Annotated in this window: 27 protein-coding genes, 2 tRNA genes and 1 pseudogene; 18 read left to right on the top strand and 12 right to left on the bottom strand. The window is 55.5% G+C overall.

What is annotated here, in order from left to right; genetic code table 11:
* Positions 1 to 11: 11 nt before the first annotated feature.
* From hypB to QZN75_RS03980, 5 genes are all read left to right on the top strand, one after another.
* Positions 12 to 590: a hydrogenase nickel incorporation protein HypB gene (hypB, locus tag QZN75_RS04000; RefSeq protein ID WP_292425057.1), complete on the top strand. Its 579-nt coding sequence runs from the start codon at positions 12 to 14 to the stop codon at positions 588 to 590.
* Between the two features lie 117 nt (positions 591 to 707).
* Positions 708 to 1085, top strand: coding sequence for a 30S ribosomal protein S8e (locus QZN75_RS03995; protein WP_292425053.1), 378 nt, complete (start codon positions 708 to 710; stop codon positions 1083 to 1085).
* A 145-nt stretch (positions 1086 to 1230) separates the two neighbouring features.
* On the top strand, positions 1231 to 1653 hold the full coding sequence (locus tag QZN75_RS03990; protein WP_292425049.1) for a hypothetical protein: 423 nt from the start codon (positions 1231 to 1233) through the stop codon (positions 1651 to 1653).
* A gap of 14 nt (positions 1654 to 1667) precedes the next feature.
* Positions 1668 to 2111, top strand: a complete 444-nt coding sequence (locus QZN75_RS03985) for a DUF2240 family protein (protein WP_292425048.1) — start codon at positions 1668 to 1670, stop codon at positions 2109 to 2111.
* Between the two features lie 106 nt (positions 2112 to 2217).
* Positions 2218 to 2742, top strand: a complete 525-nt coding sequence (locus QZN75_RS03980) for a hypothetical protein (RefSeq protein WP_292425045.1) — start codon at positions 2218 to 2220, stop codon at positions 2740 to 2742.
* Between the two features lie 380 nt (positions 2743 to 3122).
* On the opposite strand, the pseudogene QZN75_RS03975 reads toward QZN75_RS03980, so the two are convergent.
* The 3 genes and pseudogenes from QZN75_RS03975 to infB all read right to left on the bottom strand — a co-directional run.
* A pseudogene (locus tag QZN75_RS03975) lies at positions 3123 to 3386 on the bottom strand (NAD(P)/FAD-dependent oxidoreductase); the annotation flags it as partial.
* A 139-nt stretch (positions 3387 to 3525) separates the two neighbouring features.
* A complete protein-coding gene (locus QZN75_RS03970) occupies positions 3526 to 3966 on the bottom strand; it encodes a 30S ribosomal protein S6e (RefSeq protein WP_292425042.1) in 441 nt (146 codons plus the stop codon).
* A 180-nt stretch (positions 3967 to 4146) separates the two neighbouring features.
* The gene (gene infB, locus QZN75_RS03965) at positions 4147 to 5925 is read right to left on the bottom strand and encodes a translation initiation factor IF-2 (protein ID WP_292425039.1); all 1779 of its coding nucleotides are present in this window, start codon (positions 5923 to 5925) and stop codon (positions 4147 to 4149) included.
* Positions 5926 to 6182: 257 nt separating this feature from the next.
* On the opposite strand from infB, the gene QZN75_RS03960 reads away from it, so the two are divergent.
* The 3 genes from QZN75_RS03960 to QZN75_RS03950 all read left to right on the top strand — a co-directional run bounded on the left by QZN75_RS03960 (position 6183) and on the right by QZN75_RS03950 (position 9201).
* A tRNA-His gene (locus QZN75_RS03960) sits at positions 6183 to 6256 on the top strand.
* 286 nt (positions 6257 to 6542) lie between these two features.
* Positions 6543 to 7547, top strand: a complete 1005-nt coding sequence (locus QZN75_RS03955; RefSeq protein ID WP_292425036.1) for a mechanosensitive ion channel family protein — start codon at positions 6543 to 6545, stop codon at positions 7545 to 7547.
* A gap of 130 nt (positions 7548 to 7677) precedes the next feature.
* On the top strand, positions 7678 to 9201 hold the full coding sequence (locus QZN75_RS03950; protein ID WP_292425033.1) for a PKD domain-containing protein: 1524 nt from the start codon (positions 7678 to 7680) through the stop codon (positions 9199 to 9201).
* Between the two features lie 378 nt (positions 9202 to 9579).
* On the opposite strand, the gene QZN75_RS03945 is transcribed toward QZN75_RS03950, so the two are convergent.
* The gene (locus tag QZN75_RS03945; RefSeq protein ID WP_292425030.1) at positions 9580 to 10251 is read right to left on the bottom strand and encodes a hypothetical protein; all 672 of its coding nucleotides are present in this window, start codon (positions 10249 to 10251) and stop codon (positions 9580 to 9582) included.
* 296 nt (positions 10252 to 10547) lie between these two features.
* Positions 10548 to 11300 carry a hypothetical protein gene (locus tag QZN75_RS03940; RefSeq protein ID WP_292425027.1) on the bottom strand — a complete coding sequence of 251 codons (753 nt, stop codon included), beginning with the start codon at positions 11298 to 11300 and terminating at the stop codon, positions 10548 to 10550.
* A gap of 215 nt (positions 11301 to 11515) precedes the next feature.
* Between QZN75_RS03940 and QZN75_RS03935 the strand changes: the two genes are divergently transcribed.
* Together QZN75_RS03935 and QZN75_RS03930 are read left to right on the top strand one after the other, a co-directional pair.
* Positions 11516 to 12421, top strand: a complete 906-nt coding sequence (locus tag QZN75_RS03935; RefSeq protein WP_292425024.1) for a metal-dependent hydrolase — start codon at positions 11516 to 11518, stop codon at positions 12419 to 12421.
* 80 nt (positions 12422 to 12501) lie between these two features.
* On the top strand, positions 12502 to 12756 hold the full coding sequence (locus QZN75_RS03930) for a SemiSWEET family sugar transporter (protein ID WP_292425021.1): 255 nt from the start codon (positions 12502 to 12504) through the stop codon (positions 12754 to 12756).
* A gap of 88 nt (positions 12757 to 12844) precedes the next feature.
* Here the strand turns inward: QZN75_RS03930 and QZN75_RS03925 are convergent, their stop codons facing one another.
* Entirely contained in the window at positions 12845 to 13459 is a 615-nt protein-coding gene (locus QZN75_RS03925; RefSeq protein ID WP_292425018.1) for an RDD family protein, read from the bottom strand.
* Between the two features lie 202 nt (positions 13460 to 13661).
* Between QZN75_RS03925 and QZN75_RS03920 the strand changes: the two genes are divergently transcribed.
* On the top strand, positions 13662 to 14135 hold the full coding sequence (locus QZN75_RS03920) for a hypothetical protein (protein ID WP_292425015.1): 474 nt from the start codon (positions 13662 to 13664) through the stop codon (positions 14133 to 14135).
* Between the two features lie 162 nt (positions 14136 to 14297).
* Here the strand turns inward: QZN75_RS03920 and QZN75_RS03915 are convergent, their stop codons facing one another.
* Both QZN75_RS03915 and QZN75_RS03910 read right to left on the bottom strand, forming a co-directional pair.
* Positions 14298 to 15830, bottom strand: coding sequence for a beta-ribofuranosylaminobenzene 5'-phosphate synthase (locus tag QZN75_RS03915; RefSeq protein WP_292425013.1), 1533 nt, complete (start codon positions 15828 to 15830; stop codon positions 14298 to 14300).
* A 71-nt stretch (positions 15831 to 15901) separates the two neighbouring features.
* Positions 15902 to 16228 carry a type II toxin-antitoxin system PemK/MazF family toxin gene (locus tag QZN75_RS03910; protein WP_292425010.1) on the bottom strand — a complete coding sequence of 109 codons (327 nt, stop codon included), beginning with the start codon at positions 16226 to 16228 and terminating at the stop codon, positions 15902 to 15904.
* Positions 16229 to 16428: 200 nt separating this feature from the next.
* On the opposite strand from QZN75_RS03910, the gene QZN75_RS03905 reads away from it, so the two are divergent.
* Entirely contained in the window at positions 16429 to 17028 is a 600-nt protein-coding gene (locus tag QZN75_RS03905; protein WP_292425007.1) for an NAD(P)H-dependent oxidoreductase, read from the top strand.
* A 66-nt stretch (positions 17029 to 17094) separates the two neighbouring features.
* On the opposite strand, the gene QZN75_RS03900 is transcribed toward QZN75_RS03905, so the two are convergent.
* Positions 17095 to 17673 carry a class I SAM-dependent methyltransferase gene (locus tag QZN75_RS03900; protein WP_292425004.1) on the bottom strand — a complete coding sequence of 193 codons (579 nt, stop codon included), beginning with the start codon at positions 17671 to 17673 and terminating at the stop codon, positions 17095 to 17097.
* Positions 17674 to 17771: 98 nt separating this feature from the next.
* Between QZN75_RS03900 and QZN75_RS03895 the strand changes: the two genes are divergently transcribed.
* The 4 genes from QZN75_RS03895 to QZN75_RS03880 all read left to right on the top strand — a co-directional run bounded on the left by QZN75_RS03895 (position 17772) and on the right by QZN75_RS03880 (position 20490).
* Positions 17772 to 18110: an AN1-type zinc finger domain-containing protein gene (locus tag QZN75_RS03895; protein ID WP_292425002.1), complete on the top strand. Its 339-nt coding sequence runs from the start codon at positions 17772 to 17774 to the stop codon at positions 18108 to 18110.
* Positions 18111 to 18219: 109 nt separating this feature from the next.
* Positions 18220 to 18810, top strand: a complete 591-nt coding sequence (locus QZN75_RS03890) for a transglutaminase family protein (RefSeq protein ID WP_292424999.1) — start codon at positions 18220 to 18222, stop codon at positions 18808 to 18810.
* Positions 18811 to 18906: 96 nt separating this feature from the next.
* Complete coding sequence (locus tag QZN75_RS03885) at positions 18907 to 19653, top strand: bifunctional 2-polyprenyl-6-hydroxyphenol methylase/3-demethylubiquinol 3-O-methyltransferase UbiG (protein ID WP_292424994.1); 747 nt, start codon at positions 18907 to 18909, stop codon at positions 19651 to 19653.
* Positions 19654 to 19791: 138 nt separating this feature from the next.
* On the top strand, positions 19792 to 20490 hold the full coding sequence (locus tag QZN75_RS03880) for a molybdopterin-dependent oxidoreductase (protein ID WP_292424991.1): 699 nt from the start codon (positions 19792 to 19794) through the stop codon (positions 20488 to 20490).
* A 35-nt stretch (positions 20491 to 20525) separates the two neighbouring features.
* On the opposite strand, the gene QZN75_RS03875 is transcribed toward QZN75_RS03880, so the two are convergent.
* Together QZN75_RS03875 and rbr are read right to left on the bottom strand one after the other, a co-directional pair.
* On the bottom strand, positions 20526 to 20792 hold the full coding sequence (locus QZN75_RS03875; RefSeq protein WP_292424989.1) for a DUF4405 domain-containing protein: 267 nt from the start codon (positions 20790 to 20792) through the stop codon (positions 20526 to 20528).
* Positions 20793 to 20875: 83 nt separating this feature from the next.
* Positions 20876 to 21448, bottom strand: a complete 573-nt coding sequence (rbr, locus tag QZN75_RS03870; protein WP_292424986.1) for a rubrerythrin — start codon at positions 21446 to 21448, stop codon at positions 20876 to 20878.
* A gap of 349 nt (positions 21449 to 21797) precedes the next feature.
* On the opposite strand from rbr, the gene QZN75_RS03865 reads away from it, so the two are divergent.
* Entirely contained in the window at positions 21798 to 22466 is a 669-nt protein-coding gene (locus tag QZN75_RS03865; protein ID WP_292424983.1) for a flavodoxin family protein, read from the top strand.
* A gap of 122 nt (positions 22467 to 22588) precedes the next feature.
* Here QZN75_RS03865 and QZN75_RS03860 read toward each other — a convergent pair.
* Positions 22589 to 22662 (bottom strand) — tRNA-Lys (locus QZN75_RS03860).
* 109 nt (positions 22663 to 22771) lie between these two features.
* Here QZN75_RS03860 and QZN75_RS03855 point away from each other — a divergent pair.
* Positions 22772 to 24241, top strand: coding sequence for a DHH family phosphoesterase (locus QZN75_RS03855; protein ID WP_292424981.1), 1470 nt, complete (start codon positions 22772 to 22774; stop codon positions 24239 to 24241).
* Positions 24242 to 24261: the final 20 nt, after the last annotated feature.

The raw sequence follows: 24261 nt of genomic DNA, 5'->3' as shown, positions 1-24261 counted from the left end.
AAAGTACAGGCATGCACCACATCGACGTCAGGATGGAGAAGGATGTATACGACGTCAACAACGCGATCGCGGACGGGAACGCCCGGCACTTAAAGGAACACGGCATACGGGCCTTCGACCTGCTCGGCGCGATTGGGTCGGGGAAGACTGCACTCATCGAGCGCCTCGTCCCGTTACTTAAGGCAAAGGGGCTCAGGACCGGGGCAATCGCCGGTGACGTGTACGGCGACGACGATTTCAGGCGGATCGTAGCGACCGGCATCCCGGCCTACAACGCGAACACCGGCAAGGAATGCCATCTCGATGCCCACCTTGTGGAGCACGCAATCGAGCATCTCCCGCTGGACGAGATTGATATCCTCTTTATTGAGAACGTGGGAAACATGGTCTGCCCGACCGATTTCCGGCTCGGTGCGGAAAAAAGAATCGTGATCGTCAGCTCGACCGAGGGGGACGACGTGGTCAACAAGCACCCGATGATGTTCCGGGACTGCANNATCCACCGGTACAACCCGAAGATGCCGGTCTTTTTGACCAACATGAAGACTGGCGAGAACATTGCACCGCTCCTTGATGCTATCCTCGCATGAAGACACAAAAATCGTCCCCATCGGGAAATAGTATAAATAACTCTGAAAAGAATATATAGAGCACCATTCTCGGGAAGGGGATTTTTCCGGAATACACGAATATAAAGGAGGAACACCATGCAGTGGCAGGGAGAATCAGTACGGAAGGTAACCGGCGGCCGGCGCCGGCCGGCACAGGGAAAGCGGAGATTTGAAGTCGGGCTCGCACCCGCAGACACGCACCTCGGTGAAGCCCGGGCGAAGATCATCCGCACCACGGGCGGGAACACGAAGGTCCGGTCCATGCGTGCAAATTACGCGAACGTGGCGAATCTCACGAACGGCGAGACCAAGAAAGTTAAGATCGAGACCGTTGAAGAGAACGGCGCAAACCCGAACTACGTCCGGCGGAGCCTGCTCACCAAGGGAGCAATCGTCAGGACCGAGATCGGACGCGCCCGGATCATGAGCCGCCCCGGCCAGGACGGTATCATCAACGCTGTATTACTCGAATAAACCTGCAAAAGAGGATACCTTTTTTTTTCATTTACATTTCGTGAAACGACCTCTTTTGCAACCGGCACGCTACCGCGCAGGTTTAAAAATGCCCCCTAGGGCGCAGCAATTGTTTTTTTAGGTTTGGCTCTCCCATAGTGTAACTATGCGAAGGATCTGTTATCGTTACCCGCAACGGGTGGATCTCTCGTTTGCGATGGGAATGACGTTTCCTGAAACCCTGAAATATATCGCAGAACTGAACGGACAGGAGTCCACCAAGACCACCGGCAAAGAACTGGTCCGGGTTCGGGTCAAAGTGGAGATTGCCATCAACCGGGCAGAATTCGGCGATATCACACCAGATGTCCTGCGCCCCGGCGTCATCACCGAATCTGCCGATCTCAAGGTCACGGTGCTTGCGCTTGCCCTGCGCGGGACCGGGAAAGTCCCGGTTGCAAACGATGTCTTTTACGTCCGGCTCACCGACCGGAACACCAGCACCGACATCGACATCGCAAAAGAGGGTCCCGGGGAAGGTCTTGACGCCCGCGACATGAAAAAAATCCTTCTTGGTAACCCGAATTGACCATTCAGATCACGGTGGCTGCACCGTTCAAACACACCCGCAAGACAGGAATGCGCAAGAACGAGCTCGTCTACTACTATGCGCTCGACCGCAAATGGATGAGCACCGATCAGGCGGCCGTCCTGCTCAGGAAGGCTGAAGAGGCGGGTCTCATCCGGCAGGAGAATGGCGTCTTCTCGATCCTCTTTGACCCGGCCACCGTGACAATTCCCATTGGGTTTAAGCCGACCTCGGCCATTTTCGAGGCTAACGATCCGGCGCAGGAACTGATCGGCCGGATCGTGAAGGCCCGGGAGGTGCCGGAGACGGACGTAGTTGCCGAGATGAACAAACTCATCAAGGAACAGTTCGACGGGAACCTGCTGCCCCCGGCAGCGCTTGTCCTGCTTGCAAAGAAATACCTGGTGCCGTATGAGGATCTGCGCGATGCCCTTTCCGCAGCGCTTAAGAAAGAATAACGCCAGTGCATTTTTGTCCTGACCGGGGCCGTATCCGGGCAATTCTCCCTGCGGTGCCGGATTTGCTCTAAAAAGCAATATTAAACACAACGTGATACAGTTACACATGCATACACATACGCATGGGGGCAGGCGCCGGTCGCCTGAGATCCCCTGGCTTCTGATTGTCACGGTGGTCGGCATCATTGTGGTCGTGATTGTCGCATTCTTCTTTCTCTCCGGTCTCGCGGGATCGTCGGCAGGAACCACCTCTTCCGGTACCGCTACGGTAAAACCAACCACAAGCGCAGCGGCCTCATTCATCACATCGGCGTCAACAACGTCTGCTATTGTTATTGCCACGACAACACCGGTGACCATCCCGGCCACGGGGGTCTATGTCAAGGTCGATTATATCGGTGGTTTCTCCGGCACCTATACGACCAATGGCGAGACCGTAAAGGAAACGGACTCGGGAACCCGAATGTACCTGGTTGCCAATGCAACCAGCACGGTAACGGCGGTCTTCCAGAAAAGCGACAACACTGCCACCCACCCGCTGACCGTAAGCATCTATAAGAACGGCAGCCAGGTCGCAACCAACAGCACGAGCGCGGCACACGGAAAGGTTACGGTTACGGCAAGCATATAACCCTGACGATCCGGCGGGAATCCTTTTTTCCGCGTGTCGTTTGGCTGAATAATTGATCGGGATACTTTTTTGATAGAACTGCATCTGAAAAAAATCGCTATTGTGATTGTGCCGGGAAATTTTCCGGCTGTCTTCGTATCCCCACTGAAAATATCTATCGCGATCTACCCGGCGCCTGAAAATGTGTACCAGGTGCCGGGGGCAGCTCACGCACTCCGGATAATTCTCTCATTTGCAGTCCCGTACACCCGTTGCGGGAGCGACCCGACGTACGAGACGAGCGCATCGACATCGGACGGGCCATTGACCACACCGTTTCCCTTCGTGAATTCGCAGCGGTTTTTGCCGTCGGTGTGGGGTAATGACGGGGTCTGCTCCCCTCACACCCCCACATACGGCATCAGCGGTAACAGCTCACCTTTTATCGTTTCGATTCCCAGCCCCTCCACAAACCTTGCTGTCCTCTCATGAGGTTTCGCATGCTTCCGGTAATATTCCACGAGACGCTGGGTGCAGTCGAGGGCTTCGGTCGGGGTGAAGCCGTGAGCAATCACGTCGCCGAACCGCGGGCGGGTGCCGCCATTCCCGCCGAAGAACACCGTCCAGCCCTTGATTGATCCCAGAATGCCGATGTCCCGCGTGTGACTCCCGCCGCAGCCCCCAAGAGTGTTTTAAAAACAGATCTCCTTTTCGGCCCGGGAACAAACCCCGGCCATGACGCATGCGTACCAACAACGCACAACAACAAAAACAATAACGCGAAAAAAGTATTCTGCCGCGGAATTATTTCCGGGCCTTCTTCTCTTTTGACTTGTCGGCCTTCTTCTCGCCTTCAGCCTTCTCGACCTTGGGGAAGATCTCGTCAAGGGGCTTATCGCCGTACGCGGTCACACGTGCGTTGACCTGCACGAACTCGGGGGTGATCTCGTGGGCGCGGATCATCTTTCTCTTGCGCTCGCCCTCCATCCCCGGGTGGAACCCGACGCCTTCAGCGAGGAGGAGTCTTCTTCTTCCTGCGCCGGGGAGGCTCTTTCTCGCGGGAATCCCGGTCTGGTCCGTGCCCCCGGTGATCAGGATCTTATAGCCTGCAAGCCCGAGCGGGCCCGCGTCAAGTTCGTCCCCGATTTTTTTCCCTACGATCGATCCTGCTGCCCCGGTGCTGGCATCAACATTGTAGGCGCGACCGGTCTTTGGGTCTGAAACAACTACCTTTAACTCAACCATGCTTGATTCTCCTTATTGATTATCCCGGGCCGCTCCCGTTGTCGGGTGACCCGTTCACTCTCCGGCTCTCCGGCGCAAGAACGCCTGTGCACGTGAAGTACCCATGTTATTCTACTGTAACGCTATTAAATCCTCGCGTCACGCGAAAGTGCAGCCGTATATGCCGGTACGCGGGGTCTCTTACTTGCCCCAGAACGGCTCAGCCTTGCGCCGGATTGCCACGAACTCGGCAAGCACTTCCTGCGTGCTGATATTTAAGTTCTTGAGCATTTCGCGTTCGAGAACCTTCACGTGCCGCTCGGGGAGATCCACGAGCAGGTCGTCGCCCACATTCAGCTGCCGGCCGATCGTTGCGCCCTCAATCGAGATCGCCACTTCGAGCCCGGCGTCCGCCTCGCGGATCGTCTCCTGCCGGATCTGCATGGACTTTAAGTGCCCGACCTTTTTCCCATCCAGCTTGACGAGATCGACATCGCCCCGGAGTTTCCCGCCCAGTACCCTAACCCCGACTACCGCCGGGTTGCTCTGCCGGAACACGCAGTCCGGCAGCAGCCGGATCTTGGCCGGCATCATCACATGCTCGAACTGCGCCTTCTCCGCGATCCGTTTCTGCTCGTCCCGCCACGCGACATACTGGTCGATAAGCTGGTAGATCACCTGGGCAGAGAACACTTTCACCTGCGTGTAGAGCGGGTCCTTGATAATCTCCGCTGCATCGGGAAGGATAGGAGTGTTGAACGACAGGAGCACGTGGAACGCCGGGTTCTTGATCGTCTCGGTGTCGATCAAGTCGTGCCGGCTTACCGGGCCGACCTGCGCCCGCATCACCTTGATATCTTTCGCCTCCAGTTCCTTGCAGAGCGCTTCAAGGGCGCCAATCGTGTCGGCCTTGATTACGATGCCCTCTTCGGCAAGGTTGACATGGATCTCCCGCATTTCCTTTCTGATCCGGGCCGCGAGCTCGTCGAGATTGCCCCGGACGACAAAGAGCGGCGAACCCGCGATCACCTTTTCGAGGCCCGGGGCCGAGACCTTGATCCCCGCCGCCGCGACCACCGACTTGACGTGCTCGAACTTGTCCTCGACAAGGATCTCCTTCATCGGGTGGGGTTTCAGGAGCGAGCGGACCTTGGTCACCACGATGTCATCCTGCGAGGCCATTGCGATCTCGTCGCCCACCGAGAGCGTGCCGTCATATAGGATCACATCGAGCGTCACCCCGAGGCCCCGCTCCTCTTTTACTTCAAGGACCGTGCCTACCCCCGGCCCCTCGGCCGAGAGCTTGAGTTCCTCGCCAAGGTAGCGCTGGGCAAGCCCGATCATGACCATCAGGAGGTCGGCGATCCCTTCGCCCGTGTGGGCACTTACCGGCACGATCGCAAGGTTGCGCCGGAAATCTGAGACCCGGTCGAAACGATCCGCTGAGAACCCGAGGTCCGAGAGGTTGCCTACGATCTCGTAGGTTTTCGTCTCGATCTCGGTCTTGACCCGCTCGTTCTGTTTTGCAAACGTCGAAAGGAACGACTCGTCCTTGTTGATCCGCCAGCCGTGGAGCCGGTCAATTTTTGTCGCCGCGATCACAAACGGCGTCTTACAGTTCCGCAGGATCTGGAGCGCCTCGACCGTCTGGGGCTGGAATCCCTGGTTGATATCGACAACGAGGATCGCCATGTCGGCAAGCGCCCCTCCCCGGGCCCGGAGCGTGGTAAACGCGTGGTGCCCCGGGGTATCGATGAAGAGCAGGCCGGGGATGTTTATGGGGATCTTCTCCATCGACCCGCTCATCGTGCGGATCGCTTCGATGGGGACAATCGTCGCCCCTATATGCTGGGTGATCGCACCCGCTTCCGATGCGACGACCGACGAGCCGCGTATCCGGTCAAGAAGTGAGGTCTTGCCATGATCCACATGCCCCATGACGCACACAATCGGCGTCCTTATCTTCGGGTCTGCCGCCATCTCCCCACCTTCCCGTTCGCACGTGCCCTGATCGCGGATTAAAAAAAAATTATCCGTGGTGCGGCATCATCAGACGCCGCATGCCCACCCTACGAATATCCTGTCAAGGCCACCTGATAACTTAATGGACGCCCCACCCTATTAATAATCGCTCCCGGACAGCAGTCAGGGCCCGGCCGGTCATCCGTGTGCGGGATGCACTTCAGAGCAGGGAGTTAAATTAATCAGAGTCCACGACCAAATTAACAGGAACATTTGCCAGGGTAGGGTAGTCTGGTTATCCTAAGGGGCTGTGGATCCCTCGACCCGGGTTCAAATCTCGGCCCTGGCCTCGTTATCGTTAGTTAAAGTCTCCTTCTCTTTTTAAGGCTCAAACCGATCGTATTTCTCCCCAGTTGCAAAGCGATCACGTAAAAAGCGATTCTGATCTTCCTGCAGGTCTGGAACCGGATTCTTTTCATGCGCTTGAGTAGTTGATCGCCTAAAGAGAAAGAGGGGCATTGATTTGTAAAACTGCGCGATCCCGCTCTCAATCTGCCGGCACTCTCCCCCGGCATGGGCAGATGCCCGTGAGCACCTGCAATCTTCATCTTCAGGAAATGCCAACACTATACCGCATGGACCCGGCAATTGTAGATACGATCTTGTTCCTTGCGGCAGGGATTATTGCCGCTGTTGTTGTCCATTTTGTCTTCATCTTCCTCAAGAAGCAGGCAGAGAAGACAGAGACAATGATGGATGATCTTATTGTGCACTCACTTGGCGCACCGCTTACGATACTCGCGTTCTTCATCCCGTTTTTCTTTGCGATCCATCACCTGATTGATCTCTATCCCGAATACCAGTGGATTGCTGATGCAAACATCCTTTTATCGGCATATGTCATCGTCGGAACATGGATTGTTGCAACATTCCTTGACGATTTTCTGCGGATCTACGGTACTGCCCTTGCCGAGACGACCGAGACCGACCTCGATGACCGGATCGTGGAGATCCTCCAGAAGATCGGGAAGTACTTCATCTGGTTTATCGGGATCCTCTATATCCTGACCCTGTACAGTGTCAATATTACACCGCTCATTGCCGGTGCAGGAGTCGTCGGCATTGCCATTGCCCTTGCTGCACAGGATCTCTTCTCGAACTTCTTTGGCGGTGCGGTCATCATCACCGACCAGCCGTTCAAAGTGGGGGACCGGGTGCTGATTAACGATGTTCTCGGGGACGTGACCCATATCGGTCCCCGGAGCACCCGTCTCCTCACGCTCGATAAAGATGTCGTGAGCATCCCCAACACCAAGATAGCAACAAGCGTGGTTCATAACTATTCCCTGCCAAACCCGCAGGTCAGGATCCAGATCCCGGTAACGGTCTCAAATTCTGAAGATATTACTCGTATCAAGAGGGTGCTTGGAGAGATTTGCGATGAGGCGGTAAAGAGCCGGCCAGACTTGTTTGCTCACGATCCATCCCCGACAGTATACCTCATGCAGATGGACAAGTCCACAATCACATTCCTGATCACGGTCTATGCAGCCGGCTTCCAGTATGACAACATTATTCAGGACTACATGAACGTCCGGATCATCGAGCGGTTCCGGAAAGAAGAGATTCCCTTTTGCTAAATAAAGGCCTCAAGCGTATTCCCTCGTTTTTCCAACCAATTTCTTTAAGATGCCAGAAGGAAAACCAGTGTGAATATCCGGAACAGTTTCCTATGCACAAATGCCCGGGATTCTGTGGATCAGGGAAACTATGAAATACCTCACACCTATCCTGCTTGTCGCCTTGCTCTGTACAGCGCTCCTGCCAGTCAGCGTTGCCGCGGATACATCAGCAGGTAACGGGAGTGGTTACATCTCGGTAATTAACCCGCCGGTTGCCGATTTTTACACCAGTGTCCAGTACGGTCCGTCCCCGTTTACGGTCAGTTTCGCTGATACATCCCGGGGCTCTCTGCCAATGACCTATCTGTGGGAGTTTGGCGACGGCGCAAGCTCGGCAATGCAGAACCCGACGCATACCTATCATTATAACGGAGAATACACTGTCAGCCTGACCGTGACCAACCAGTACGGCTCGGATACCAAGACTGTTGCTGATTTCATCGGGGCGGGCTTCCCGCCAGAAACAAACTTTTCTGCCTCACCAGCCGATGGGACTATTCCGCTCACGGTTACATTTACTGATCTTTCAAAGAACACGCCCACTGACTGGAAGTGGGACTTCGGTGACGGGACAACCTCATCGGACCAGAATCCGGTTCATACCTATACGCTGGCAGGCATCTATGATGTCAGGTTAAAAGTGAGCAGCCACTTCGGCAGCGACGCGCTCGTCCGGACACATTACATCAATGCAAGTCGTCCGGCCCCGGTTCCGGTGCCCACGCCGGTTACCCTGGTCAAGGCCCATGCTACAGGAATCGTCGGCCTGATCCAGGATGCGAAGGGCACCACCGACAAGAACCTCCCCACTGCAGCATTTATCCCCCCGCAGTTCATGGCCCTCGCTGCGGTGCTGACGAGTTTTGGCGTGATATTTGTCCAGTTCCTCCTCGCCAATATCAGCACTATCGCCCAGTTCGGTGCAAAATTTGCCAAGTTCTTAGCCGATCTTGCCGGGGGTCATGCAGTCGAAAAGATCAGCGAGAAAGAAATCGAGGCCCGGGGAATCGAAGCAAAGAAACGGGAGCGGCACTTCTTCGGCCTGTCAGCGACGGAACTCCTTGTCGTTGAGGCAGCCGTCATTATGGTGGCAGTGGCATTCCTGCTCGCGGATCGCGCTGCCCTTACCCTGCAGATGGTGCTCATCTACATACTGGTCGGTGCGTTCTCGGTCATACTTCACGATTCTGCCCACAGGTATTTTGCAAACCGGTACGGCCACGACACCGATATCCAGTTCTGGGGCCTTGGCACGGTTATCATGTTTCTGACGGCCTGGCTCTACGGGAATGCCTTTGCCCAGTCCTACCGGAATATCGTGGAACGGGATGAGAATGCGGATGAGACACGCGAGCTGGGAATTGAGATGGTTGCGGGACCTGTTATCAGTATCATCCTCATGCTGGTCTTCCTGTTCATGGTTCAATTTGGAGGGGTCTGGGCAATCGCCGGTGGTCTGGGATTTACCATTAACCTCATCACTGCAGTCTACAGCCTGATACCCATTTCCACGATGGACGGCAGTGCGATCTGGAAATGGAACCGCCCCCTGTTTCTCGTGCTGTTCATTCCGCTGATTGCGTTTTATTTCTTCACGTTCATGCTGGTGTAATCTTTTTTTTAATATAGTATCAACTACAGCCATTCTTTATCTGCCCTCAATCGGGAGGAACCGTTTTATTGTTGATACGGTTATTGAAACGGATTCTCTGGCAGCCCCGGTGCTTTTTTATCCCGTCTTTGCTTATCAGTAACAGATCACAAAGGCTTTCGAGCCAGAATAAAAAAAGGGTAAATTACCATTTTAGCACCCGGCATTTCCTGAACTATTCCGGGAATTACCCCCCATGAGAGACACTCACGGGGGCTTGCCATCGGCTCGCTACCACCGTTCGCAGCGACTCCTATAATGCGATGGAACTGCACATCCTTGGGAGAGCAAAGATTTGTGTCAATAAAAAAGGAGATACTTTTTTCGTTTTATTTCAGTTCACTTTTTTACGATTGTATCGATCAACCGGTCCATGATGGCCTCACTCCGGTTTTTCAGGCCGAAGCCGACAATGATCGCAATCGCCGCACCAAGACCAATGCCGATACCCCATGCAATCGGCGTGACGAACGTATAGATGATCGTGAGATCCAGCATGAGTTGGGAGAGCGCAAGGATGGCAACCACGAAATAAAGGAAGATTCGGAGTAACATCAGTACCGGTGAAATGAACTCGACCCGGCCCCCATAGTAATTTGTTAAGAAATCGATGAAATAGTCAACAAGGATTAATCCAACCACGATAAGGATGATGAACGCAACGATATGGGGAATGTAACTGACAATGGTGGACATCAGGGCACTCGTAAACTCCATATGGAGGACATCGACCGCGGCAAGGATCGCGATCAGGTAAACGATAAGCCGCACGGCGATATCCCCAAGATAGCCGATCGTTACACCGGCACGTTTAAACGTGTCCGAGATGTGTGTGTCCTCGATCACATGCATCGCGGTAATTTTGTCCAGAATGATCCGGACCGCTTTGCCGAGGAGACGGCCTACTATCCAGCCGATAAGCAGGATAATAAGCGCACCTATGATGCCGGGGAGATAGGTCATAATGATACTATACCATTGATTTGCCAGATTGACTGAAACAGGATCCATATCACACCTCAATAAAAATTTTCACTTCAATGCTTAATTTTGTAGGGTATTAATCTATTCCAGAATATGCTACACACATCCGATAAGGAGTGCTGATTTTAGTTTGCGGGTGGTAACCTGTTTTTCACCACGGTAGCATTTAAAACCAACCGCCAACGCGGAACAACACTGCCGTGCTTGGTATCGTCTTGAAAGGATACTAGCAATGGTATGCCTGCAGATGAGAAGGAACGCATCTTCGACCGTCGCTTTGGCCATCATGAACTCCCGCAATACCCTGAAAAAGAGGAACGGTGTTACGATACCGAGGCCTGGATGGTCCACGGGCCGCTTGCCGTAACGTTCAGGTAATATTTCCCTGCGTCAAGTTTCTGGGGCTTTACCCCGGAATAAATGCCGATTTCGTTTGCGAGGAGAGCAAGCCGGTTGCCCTGGTTGTCCCCGAGCCAGACAATGAAATTGCTCTGGCCGGAATAGTTTATGGTAAACACCCATAACCCGGATTCGGTCGCGGCAAAAGGCACAACCATATTTCCGGTCCCGGAAAAGACCGCAGAGGAACCTGCGGTGCCGGCCGATCTTCCCGCTGACATGCTGGTCCCCTGGTAGAGGGAATAGACAATACTGGGGGCCTCCTGTTTGTAGATGGTATTGGCGGACATGTCATGGATCCAGAGGGTTTTTTCCCCGGTCTCGCGGGTCACAAGGTACATATTGTCTCCCGCAGGAATCCACGTCCCGTTATAATACACATGGGGGACGCTCGAATAGGTCTCCTCTGTTTTGCCATTTACATCGAAGGAGATCTCAAATTTGTACACGGCGCCCGGGCTTCTCCAGACACCGACAATGGGGTCGAAGGATAATTTCGAGGCTGCGGATCCTGAAGAGGTGACCGACGACAGGGGATTCGTGACCGCAGGGGACTGGGGGGTCGTACCTGTACCCGTGCACCCGGCCGCAAGGACCGTGAGGATAGAGAGAACGATCAGGACAAGAGGCCCGGTTCCCTTCAGGTTACTGAGACAGCGGACTGATGGTATTTTCATTCCTGGTTTAATACTCCTTGGTAATGTTATACTTTATCACCCGGGTTTTGAGTACTTTCCGGTGATGTAACCGTCGGGTTATATCTATTATTCCTGTCATTTTTGCAATCAACGACAGGAGCGGAGCTGCCGGTACGGGCTGCCCTTTACGATCGGGGCCCCGGCGTTTTGCAGGGACGGGCAGCCTTTTCTTGTTTCGCCCATAAACGGAACGTGTGGATTCCCTCACCCATGCACTTGCCGCCGCTATCATCGCGTACTCCATCGGGTTCCCTCAATTCATCCCGTTTGCAGTAATCGGTGCCGTTATTATCGATACGGACATAATTTTCTCCCTCATCTCCGACAGCCACCCGTCGCTCTACCTTTTTGTTCACGGCGGGATCGCCCACAGCCTTACGGGAGCGGTCGTGATGTCGGCCCTTGCATATACCGGCATCACCCTTGCGGCCCTTGTCGGGCTTATCAATCCGGCTCTCCTCGTCCGCGCCGGCCCTGCCGGTTTTGCCGCGGTGCTCTTCGGCGCATTCCTCCATATCGCCATGGATCTCCCGGCAACGCCCGGCATCCCGCTCTTCGCCCCGAAGTCAGATAAAAAATATGCACTTTTTATCCTTCCGGGCCCGAGCCTGTTCATGCTGACCGTCAGCCTCTTTTTCCTGATCTGGCTGGCGCTTGGTGTCGTCACCCTCGCGGAAGGGATAACAACCTACGCGGCGATCCTGGTCGCGTTCCTGCTCGTCCGGTTCGTCGCGTTCCTTGCATCACGGCCGGCACTTCGCGGCACCATGCGGGCGATCCCGCAGGTAAACCCGCTGCGGTGGCTTGCGATCAGCGACAGCGGGTATGCCTGGACGGTAAGGGACTACCGGATCGGCCTTGGGATGACTGACCCGGTGAACTACCCGAAATACAAAAATACGAGCCCGGAAGAGGTCGCTCCCTGTCTCGCGCTGCCGGAAGTTATGCGGCTGCGGTACTACTCGTACATCGTGACCGCGGAAAAAGAAGGCGATACTATACTCTTTTTCGATCCGCTGCGGGTGTCGGGAAGGCTCTTTTACCCGCCGCACTTTAAGCAGGTCCGCATCGCGATTGGGGTGTGTGCCCCGGGCGGATGACTGCTTTTTTTGCAACTTTCGTTACCCGTGTGCCCATCGGTATAAATGAACGGATAACCCACTAAATGAAAATGAGCGGTATGGACACCATCACGATGGTCGGTTTTATTGCCGGGACCCTCACGACCGTTGCATATGTCCCACAGGTTATCCGGAGCTGGAAACTTAAAGAAACAAAAGACATCTCCCTTACCATGCTCGTGCTCTATGCCGTCGGGGTCTCCCTCTGGTTCGTATACGGGGTCTGGACAAACGCCCTTCCCATCATAGTGGCAAACGGCATCTCGCTTGTTTTGATCCTCGTCCTGCTCGGGATCAAGCTGCGGTACCGGTGATTGTCTCTTTTATCCGGCAGAATGGCTGTATGCATCGGCATAAAACAGGTTATCCCCATGCGGCGGGGGAGTACGATAAAAAAAAGATTTAGTCCATGAGGAGTACGAGGCAGCCAGCGATCTTGTCGTGGAGACCTTGGCGCTTCTTGGTGAGGCCGATCATCAAAAACCCGATGAAGATGATCAGGACCGAGATGAATTTCCCGAAGAACCGCAGCGTTGCCCGGGCAAAGGAGATATGGTTGCCTTCAAGATCGGTCACTTCAAGATGCATCAGGACTTTTCCCGGTGTCGCCTGTCCCCGCGAGGATTCAAAGCCCGCGTAGTAGAGCCAGGGAACGACGACGATCAGAATCCCGACTGCGGCAACGATCGGCCCGAGAGCGGCGATCGGTGTTCCGGCCTCGGTTAACGAGGTAATCGGCGCACGGGAAACCACGAGATAGTACAGGTACATAATCCCGTTTTCCTGGTTGAAGAATGCAACCGCAATAATGCCGAAGAGGGCGATTAGAATAAAGTCTACGATGAATGCGACGAACCGTCTCCCAAGGCCGGCATAGATGCCGACATCGGGAGCTTCGTCAACCTCCGGCGCAACGACCGCTGCCGGTACTGCGGAGGCCGTCTCAATCGGGGCTCCGCACCACTGGCAGAATTGTCCGGAAGCGTCAGTCTCTTTCCCACATTTTGGACAGAACATTCCTCATACTCCTGATAGGTAAGGTTAATCCGGGTGTCCTTTTTAATTTAACTGTTCTTTTCGGGGATTTTGCAGGATTTTCCCGCCCCTCTGCATGAAAACATGAAGTACCGGAAAAGATGTACGTGCCGGTCCTTTCCGGCCCTCAATGCTTCAATTCTGAACGCAAAATAAAAAATATCAAAAAACAAAAGGGTTGTTCATGAAATACGCAACAATAGCAGCCATATGTATCACGCTTTTTTTCTGTGCGCTGTTTGCCGGGTGCACGAGCCCGACCCAGGCTGAGATAAAACCCGTCGGCACAACGGTCACAACGCCGGTGCCCGAGACAACCGCAACTGTAGTAGAGACCACCACTACGTTAGAATCCGTCGTCCCGCTGCCTGCCAACCTGTATGTCGATCTCCAGCTGACCAAAGACCGGCCCACAAGCAACATCCACCTGCTGTACAATGGCGGCAATGGTGAAATCTATGTCCAGAGCGTCAGGATGAAAGTCACTCGCTCGGATGGCACGGTGACTGATCAGCTCATGGACGGGGGCAACCAGCCTAGGCGTGGCGACGAGATGGTCGTTTTAGGAACCAGGAACGGCGACCACTGCGAGGTCTGGGTGACAACCTCGGGGAAAGTCTACAAGATCATCGATGAGAATCTCTACGCGATCCAGTGATCGGTCTCCGGTGTTTTTCTTTTTTTGGCTTTGTAGAAATCCTCAATATATTACTCTTAATGCTCTTTGGGACTTCGGCAAGTGTTGCCTCCGCCCCCGCCGCTGTGGCATCCCCTATATAGCGATAACCGGGTGGAAACCCGGGCCTGCATCCGGGAAACATTACGCGATCCGTACCGCTGCGCCGCTGTTGCGTGCGGAGGTGATCATCGTGGATCCACCCCCGATATCCTGCATATACGACTGCGCTGCCCGTTCGATCCCCTGCATCCCCGTATCACCGATGGCGTACAGGGTCGGGCCAAACGAACTCATCCCAGCCCCGGCGGCCCCGGCCGCACGCATTGCGTCAAGGAGACCGGTCACTTCCCGGGGCTGGAAGGAGAGTTCGACTTTTTTAAAACCAAGCTGCTGGATGGTATTGACCGATGTGCCAAACTGATCGAGATCCTGTTCCGCGATCCCGGGAAGCATCCGCATCAGGATCTCGTGGCAGAGCGTCTGCACCTCATCAAGCGGGACCGGGCAGCAGGTCCGGAAGATCTCGGCTTCCCTCGTTCCACTCGCCCCTTCCGGGAGTGCCGGGATCGCAAGCAGGATGCGCCAGTCAACGGGAAAATCGTGACGCATGAGCACCGGCGGCGGCTGTACGCCAATTGACGCGGAGGATGGTGCGAACCCGGTTTTTTCGCAGTCCGGCCCGAACCGGTGCCCACCGTCAACGATGAAACCCCCATGCTCAAATGCTGCTGTACCGATACCGGAGGTCCCGCCGCGCCCGACCATCCTTGCAAGGTCTCCCGTAGTCATGGTTTTTCCGTACAATTCACAGCAGGCCCGGGCCGTGGCAAGCGCCAGCTGGGAACCGCCCCCAAGGCCGATGTGGGTCGGGAAGTGTTCCCGGACCGTGATCGAAACGCTGCCACCCGCATGAATCTGGGCGAGCACGTTTTTTGCACTATCCCGGATCAGTGCCGCGGTACGGCTGTCACAACCATGGACTTCAATTGAAGGGTTTGCCCGTGCCTCAAGAAGAACCGAGGGGTCGTCAAGTGCAATCCCGATTCCACCGTCAACTCTTCCCAGGCTGCCGTTCATATCAAGCAGTGTAATATGGATGCGCGACGGCGTCCTTACAATCACCCGGCGCTCGTCAAGGAATTTGTTGTACGGGAACCGCTCTTCAATGAAGATGAGCGGTTCTCCGCCATGGATAATCTGGTACTGGCGCATCAGCAGCGGTTCGTTTTTGCAGATCGAAAAGATCCCGCTCACGTCATCATTCGCGGAGGTGACACGGGCGGCAAGGATCTCCCTCCGGGCCTCGATATGGTGGCGCTCGATGATCCTGCCAATCGGTATGTCGGCCTTCATGAGGTCGTCACGGAACTCCGGTGCAAGTCGGGCAATTGGCGTCTGCGATTTCGCATAGACCAGCACTTCACCGGTTGCGGCGTCCAAGAGTTCCACGATCCGGTGATTCACCGCATCGCCGGGCGCAATGTCGAGGCGTTCTGCTGCGAGTGTATCGGCTTTCACGACTTCCTGTTCGCGGGTCCGGACCGATACCGGGTGACCGGTGACTGACTCCAGCAGCTGCGTGACCGATCCGTCAGTACCCAGAAGAATTTTCTGCACGGGGGAGAGCCTGCCCACATGCTCTTCTATCTCTTTGAGACGGTGTGCAATATCCATCCACACAACCTCCATGCCGGAAATATTAAGGTTACTGATCCGGCGGAACCAGAACGGCCAAACGGCGTTTATTATTTCTGGGGGGACCGGCGGGCACTCTTCCGGTTCTGCGGGGGATGGGACGTGTACGGTACCTGTTCGCCAATCGTGTCTATGGCATCAGCCGCGAGCCGGCCCTTCTTCCCGATCACGTCGCCGGCCCTGAGCACGGTGACCTTTGAGGTAAGGACAAAACTTTCGCTGAAGAGATCGAGACCTCCTTCAGAAAAATCGTCAAGGCCGATGGGGACACAGGGCGAGTCCGAAGAGGGTTTACTGCTGACCGGGCAGACGCAGACGTCCCCGTTCTCCCGTGCGGCCACGACTACGGCAGGCCGGGTCTTCGCTCCGCTCTTCAAAGGGAACCGGGGCAAGGATCACGTCGCCCCTTACAAAGCGTCCCATATACCCTGATAATCCGGCTTTTCAAAGCATAAGGTAATTGATCGGTCAGGGCACCTGACGGCCCACACAATCCAGACAGGCCGCGCCACACGGCCATGAGAAACCATTTACATCCGGGCGGTGGATGATCGGATCATACCACGGTGGTGACAGAATGCAGTTTGCAGAATGCGTAATGCAGCGGTATGCAACAAAGAAGTTTGATGGGAGAACAATTCCCGAAGCTAAGGTGAATGAGCTGCTGGAACTGGTGCGGTTTGCACCATCGGCCCTGAATGTCCAGCCCTGGAAGATCAAGGTGATCACGGACAAAAAGGTGAAAGAGACGCTCCGCCCGGCTTCAAACAACCAGGAGCAGATCACGACCTGTTCGCACCTGCTTATCTTCTGCGCGGATTCTGATTACGACAGCCTGATTAAACGGCTCGGGGCACTGATGACTGCGAATCACATCCCAAAAGATGTAGTCGACAGGGTGACCGGCATGGCAGCACAGTTTGCCGCGGGCATGTCAAAGGAGCAGCAGGCCGCGTGGTCACAGGCACAGACCTACCTCGCGCTGGGAAATGCCCTGAACGGCGCAAAGTCGCTCGGCTTTGACTCCTGTCCGATGGGGGGGTTCGACCCGAAAGCCTATTCCCGGATCCTCAAAATTCCGGGACATCTCACGCCGGTGATGCTCTGCCCGATCGGGTACGCAGCAGACAAGCAGGGACCGAAGATCCGTTTTCCCAGAAGCGAGATCGTGTTCTGATCTGGGATTTCGGATCCTTTTTTGGCTCTAATGTTCTGATGTGGTGACGGTTCTGTCAGTGATTCGTCATTTTTTTGATATCGATGAGAGCCAGGCACGGGGTCCTTCGGCCCGGGTGCGACTCTCGAAGACCGCCGGCCTGATGTAATTGATAGACCACCCGTCCCGGAAGCTGTCCTGTATCTCACTCTTTGTTACCCTCCTCGGACCGTATCCGCCGGGCTCCAGTTCGGAAAAGCAGAGCATGAAGTATTTCCCGGCCGGGGACAGGATGGCTGCAAGGTTATCCACGAAGATCGGGCGGTCTTCATCGGACAGGGTATGGAAAAGCCCGGAGTCAGTGGCGGTATCGAACTTCCTGTTGAGCCTCGCGAGGTCCAGTGCGTTCAGGACAAGAAAATGCACCTGGAGTCCTCTTCCGGCAGCCTTCTCCTTTGCCTTCTGGATCGCAAGGGAGGTGGAGTCGATCCCCCACACTTCGTGCCCTTCCCCCGCAAAGAAGAGGGCATGCTCCCCGGTCCCGCATCCTATGTCCAGGACAGATCCTGTTATCTCTCCCCGCCGGACCAGCTCGACGAACTCCTTCTGGGGCCGGCCGATGTCCCAGGGTGGTGTGCCCTTGTATGCCGAGTCAAAGAAATCCATACCACACCATAGTTTCTGATATGCTTATCATTATTTCTTCACGACACGGCAGCACACCGGAGTCCTTATGAGATCCCGGGCGAGAGTGAAATAAAGAAATGCCACGCTGCGACTCATGCGGGAAAACTGTCTCGCTGCCATTCCACTGCCAGTACTGCGGTAAAAATTTCTGCGACGAGCACCGGCTGCCGCCCAACCACGCGTGCGCCGGCCTTGCGGAATGGAAAAAGACCCCGGCGCCGGGTGTTGGCCTACGCTATGGCGGGGGCGGGGTATCGGCATATGGGGGAGGATACGCAGCGGCTCCGAAAGGCAAAAAACCCGGGCGGCTCTCGTTTGGAAATATCCCGTATCTGAAGATTTTAGTTGCAGCCATCGTTATCCTGCTGGTGGTTCTGCTCTTCCTTAGGCTGACCGGGAACCTGCCGATCTCCTGAACCGTACCTAAAGAGGCCGCGGTGTTTTGGATGGCGACGGTAAGGGTAAACACTTCCGGTCGTAGGTTACCGCGTTTATTTTATCTTCCCGTGATGAACGTTCCCTACAATGAAGCATTCCGGTCACGAAGAATTCCTCCGTGCAACCCCCGTCATCGACCACGACCACCCGGCCGTGCGAAAGAAAGCCCTTTCACTCGCCGAAGGCTGCAAAGGGGAGGGGGAGATCGCACGGAACTGTTTTGTGTTCGTCCGCGACGGGATCCGGCACAGCTGGGACTACAAGACAAACCCGGTCACGCTTTCGGCTTCCGCGGTCCTCGCGCACACCACCGGCTCCTGTTTTGCAAAAAGCCACCTGCTTGCCGCCCTGCTCCGTGCAAACAAGATCCCCGCCGGATTCTGTTATCAGCGCCTTAAAAACCACAGTGATGTTGGCCCGGCTTTCTACCTGCACGGTCTCAACGCGGTCTGGTTCGAAGAGTACGGCTGGTACCGGGCAGATGCCCGGGGCAACCGTGCGGACGTGCACGCGGAGTTTACGCCACCGGAGGAACACCTCGCGTTTGTCCCAAAAGAACCGGGCGAGGCCGACCTGACCGGGACCTTCAGCGATCCGCTCCCCCTCGTGGTCGACCTGCTCACAAAGTACACCGATTATTTGGATGTACGGCGGAACATGCCTGACGTGGAAGAGTAATAAAACGCGTAAAACAAACAATCTGCGGCACTGCTTATCATGATTCTGTATCTCAAAAACCTTCAATGACGATCGGGAGCCAACACTACATCCATCATGCCAGCCACACATTCCCGCAGTTTCCGGGATGGAAAAACGCTTGCAGGGGAACTTCGTGCCGCAATGGGTCGGGTCGGGGTACTCGGGGTCACGTACCCGGATGGTTACTGCGACGAGCTCATCGCGAAGTACGGAAAGGACGGTGTCCCCTACCCGCACATCCTTTCGATCCTTGGAGAGCCGCGGATCCGGGGCCATTTTTTCTACAACCGGATGCTCCAACGCACCGGACCGTTTCTCGATTACGGATGCGGGACCGGCGACAATATCCGGCAGCTCCTCCGCGACGGTTTTTCGCGCGAACAGATCACCGGTTTTGATCTCACATGGGAGAGCATCAACCTCGGGTTTGATCTGTACCGTGACAGGGATGCGATCCGGGCACTCTTCGTGGTGAACGATATGTTCTCATTCGGGGAGGAGACCTTTGATACGGTCTACTCCGGCTCCGTGATCCACGTGATAGCGGATGAGGACGAGCTGTGCGGGTACCTGAATAATGTCTGGCGAGTGCTCAGGCTTGGTGGCATTCTCTTTGGATCCACGCTCGGGCTTGAGGATGGAGATACCTGTTCCCCGGATAATCAGGGGCCACCACGGGTGATGCCCCGGGCTGACCTGATCCGGCATCTATATGCCGCCGGGTTTACCGGGCCGGTGCTGGTAACAAGGCCTCACGAGGCACATCATCCGGGCGATAAAAAGTGCGTATTTGAGTTTTGCGCGAAAAAAGTGGATGAATAATCACAAGCACGGGGCCGGGTTTTTATCCGTAGGAAAAACACCTCCCTGCTCTTTTCATGTACCGCCCGTTGATCAGCCAGCCGGAAAAAGCCGTTCCCCATTCCAACCTTTTATTACCTGTTGATGACAGTTCCCTGTATGATGAAAAAGCAGGCCCTGGTGATTTTCGTGGCTGCTGCCGTACTCCTTGGAGCCTTTGTTGTCTTTGTCATACAGGAGCAGAAGTCTGCCCTTCCGCCTTCAACCGGATCTCCCACGCCGCTCCCCGGGGTGGAGATCGCGTCGTACGAGGGCAAGGATCTCACCGCTGCAGAGTCGCTTCCGGACAACTCGATCAAGGGGCCGCAGCACATCAACATGACGGATTACCGGCTCAATATCACCGGGCTTGTCAACCAGAGCCTTTCGTATACCTACAATGACGTCCTGGGAAAATACCCGCATTATACGAAGCTTGTCACTCTCCACTGTGTCGAAGGCTGGGATGCCACGATCCTCTGGGAGGGTGTGCAGGTCCGCGATCTGGTAAAAGACGCCGGCCCGGATCCCCGTGCAAATACGATCGTCTTTACTGCCGCTGACGGGTATACCACATCGTTCCCGCTCGGGTATATCATGGGCCGCGACATCATCATGGCCTACAGGGTTAATAACATCACCCTGCCCGTTGACCGTGGCTACCCCTTCCAGCTTGTGGCGGAGGACAAGTGGGGGTACAAATGGATCAAGTGGATCGAGAAGATCGAACTCACCGATGATCCCGGGTACCGGGGCTACTGGGAAGAACGCGGGTACTCCAACAGCGGGGATCTCAACCAGAGCTACGTCGGCGCCTGATCTCCAAAAAAATCCTGTTTTTTCTTAAATTCAGGCTATTTCCCGGCAAGTATCCTGCGGGTCATGGTCAGGATCCACGCCCGGTTGAGGTACAGGTGAACCAGCACAAAGCACCCGAGAAGGAACCCTGCCCAGTCATGGAGGACGCTCATCACTGCGATAGGGAGCACGAGATCGCTGAGGCCCAGCGTCTGCATAAGGAGCGTCCACTTGAAAAGCCCGGTCACGAATGTTACCAGCAGGGTGATGCCCAGCGCAAGGTCCACGCCCCATTTGACTGTCTGCATGTTTCTTTCGGCCATGATATGTCCCCCTGCTTCCTGTTTTGTATGAGATCGTTATGGCAATTGCGGTAGGAGCGCCCGTATAGTTTAAAAAAAGTGCGTTAATAATTCCGTGCCTGTACCTCGAAATAGGCCTGCGGGTGGCTGCATGCCGGGCACACCAGCGGTGCTGACGTCCCCTCATGGACATACCCGCAGTTCCGGCAGTACCACTTCACAGGGGTATCTTTAATGAATACTTGGCCCGCATCGACGTTGGCGAGCAGCCGGCGGTATCGTTCCTCGTGATGGGATTCTACCGTTGCCACCTCCTCGAACAGGGCGGCGATGTCATGGAATCCCTCTCTTTCGGCAGTTTCTGCAAAATTTGGATAGAGTGTGCCCCACTCTTTCTTCTCACCATCAGCGGCAGCGGCGAGGTTCTCCTTCATTTTCCCGATCACGCCCGCAGGATAAGATGCTGTGATCTCCACGTCGCCCCCCTTCAACTGTTTGAAGAAGAGTTTCCCGTGCTCCTTCTCCTCTTCAGCGGTCTGCTGGAAGATCGCTGCGATCTGTTCGTAGCCTTCTTTTTTTGCCGCGCTCGCAAAGAACGTGTACCGGTTCCGTGCCTGCGACTCGCCGGCAAATGCCGCGAGCAGGTTTTTTTCCGTCTTACTGCCTTTGAATTTCATGTGATACGCACCTTTTTTTTATCCACTCTGTCTGCCTGCGATTTATACTCTGCTGGATCGTCCCTGTACTATAATTGTCGCGGGCCGATGCTGCCTGCCGGTTCCGAGTGGTCCCGGCTCATTGTTGACGCAGAGGAGAGGATACATGCCGGAACACCGCATGTGATGGCTGGCGCACTGTCTGAATGACCGGTAATTGTTCTCGTATATTATGAATGTTGTGAGCTGCCTGACGTTGTGCTGGTATACGAGCACTGTGGGAATACATCAGGAAATGGATGGAGGAACAAATCCAATTTCCTCATATCCCTTCCCGCCCAATGACCTGTACAAAGGAAGCACAACGAAAATGAAGATCCTCGCTATCCACGGGAGCCCCCGGACGATCCGGAGTACCACACGGAAGCTGGCCGGTTTTGTTCTCGAAGGGGCAGCAGACGCCGGTGCAGAGATCGAAATGATCGACCTTGCCGATCACCGGATCATTCCCTGTTCCGCGTGCGAAGCATGCAGCTTAAATGGCATCTGCGTCAACGATGACGATGTCCCGCCTCTCATGGCCCGGATGCAGGCGGCCGATGCCATCGTTTTTGGTTCACCGGTCTATATCGACAATATCTCCGGCCAGATGAAAGTGTTCTTCGACCGGCTCGCGGATGCAATCCATTACCAGCAGCTGGCCGGGAAGTTCGGGTGCGCCGTTGCGACTACGGAAGAATCCGGGGGTGATGATGTGGTTGTGTACCTCAGCCACGTGCTCAATTATCTCGGTGTCGTTTCGGTGGGTGGCATCAGCGTTGCCATTGGGGGAAAAGCTGAGTCCGTCGATGCAGAGGAACCTGCCGCCCGGGCACTCGGGAAAAAACTCGTGGACGCGGTTCGGGACGGGTACCCCGATCCGGTCCAGGAAGCGGTTCTTGCGGACAACCGGGCGTACTTCAGGTCACTTGTTCTTGAGAACCGGGATCTCCGCACCGATGAGTACGAGCGGTGGGTGAAGATGGGCTGGATCCGGTGAGCCGGGATTTTATTGCCACCGGTCCAGGAACGGAAATACCGGGACGCCTCCTGAATGAGAGGGCGGTCTAGCTGAAAGAACGTACCGGAGAATCGCATCGGAAACAATTACGAAAAGAAAAGCGGGCCTGAAGGGATTCGAACCCTTGACCTGCGGATTAAGAGTCCGCCGCTATGCCGAACTAAGCTACAGACCCACGTAGCCTAATAATGTGGACGATACAGCCGAATAAATGTTTTGGAGCACGAAAGCCCGGCTGCCCGGAGAATCCCTTTATACGTGGGGGTGGTACATCTTCTTCTAACATGCCTGACACCGCCGCATTTGAGTCGGCAGCCCCGATAAAATACTGTATCTTTGGGTGCGGGACAAACGGGTACAACATCATCCTCGAACTTGCGAAGGAAAACGAGCGCGTGATCGTCGTCGACCGTGACGAGTCGCGCGTGCGCCACCTCCGCGACCAGAAGTATGACGCGTACATGCGGGACATCACCTCGTCTGAAATGCTTGTCGGGCTCCCTGCGTTCGAGATCGCGTTCGTGATGACCGGCGACGCGGACGCAAATCTCGCCGCCGTCCTTGCCATAAAAAAACGATACCCGGCCGTACAGGTGATCGCCCGGGCGATCGACCCGTTGACCGGCGGCAAGCTCACGGCAGCCGGTGCAGATCTTGTTATATACCCGCAGGAGATCGTCGCAAAAACCGCCGTCTTCCAGAGCAAAAAGCAGCACGCGAGCCGGATCTCGCAACGGCTTTTCTCGCTCCTTGCCGGCTGGGATGGTATCCTCGGGATCATCACCCACAAGAACCCGGACCCGGACGCGATCGCAAGCGCCATGGCCCTTGCCGAGATCGCACGGCACGCGAATTCAAAGACGCTCACCACCCGGATCTTTTACGAGGGAAATATCGGGCACCAGGAGAACCGGACGTTTGTGAACCTTCTCGATATCAAGATGGAGCACGTAACACCCGACGCACTCCAGAAATGCACCTACCTTGCCATGGTGGACTGTTCGGGTCCGGGTGCCAACAACGATATTCCTCCCCAGACGAAGATTCATATTATTATCGACCACCATAAGGACGGGAACCACGCGGCCGGCCAAGGTACATTCACGGATATCCGGCCCGGCATCGGGGCGACCGCGAGCATCATGACCCAGTATCTCCAGGAGCTTGATATTCCGGTCGACAAGAGGGTCGCGACTGCACTCCTGTACGGTATCAGGACGGACACAAAGGAGTTCAAGAGAAACGTTACCCCGCAGGATCTCGGGAACGCCGGTTTCCTCCTCCCGCTCACGGATGCGGATCTCCTCGACAAGATCATGTCGCCGTCCATGTCGCAGGAAACGCTCGACGTAATCGGGAAGGCGATCCAGAACCGGAAGATCCAGAGCGGGTACCTCTTCTCGAACGTCGGCTACGTGATGAACCGGGACGCACTGCCGCAGGCAGCCGACCTGCTCATCACGCTCGAAGGCGTGAACACGGCACTCGTGTACGGGATCACGGATACGTCGATCGTGATCTCGGCCCGGAACCGGGACATCCGGCTGCATATCGGGAATGCCCTTGCCGAGGCATTCGGGGACATGGGAGACGCGGGCGGCCACCCGAACATGGCGGCAGCAAACCTCCCGCTCCACTATTTCGGGAACGTGTCCGACAAGGTGTCGCTCCTCGATATCTCCATCGAGCCGATCCTCCAGAAGTTCAAGAACCTTGTCGGCCTTGAAAACGAGGATAAGAAAAATGAGGAATGAAGCCATGCCGGCCCCAACTC

The sequence above is a fragment of the Methanoregula sp. genome (assembly GCF_003170075.1).
Lineage (GTDB): Archaea > Halobacteriota > Methanomicrobia > Methanomicrobiales > Methanospirillaceae > Methanoregula.
Note: the sequence above shows the minus strand (reverse complement) of the source record. Positions and strands in the feature narration are given on the sequence as shown.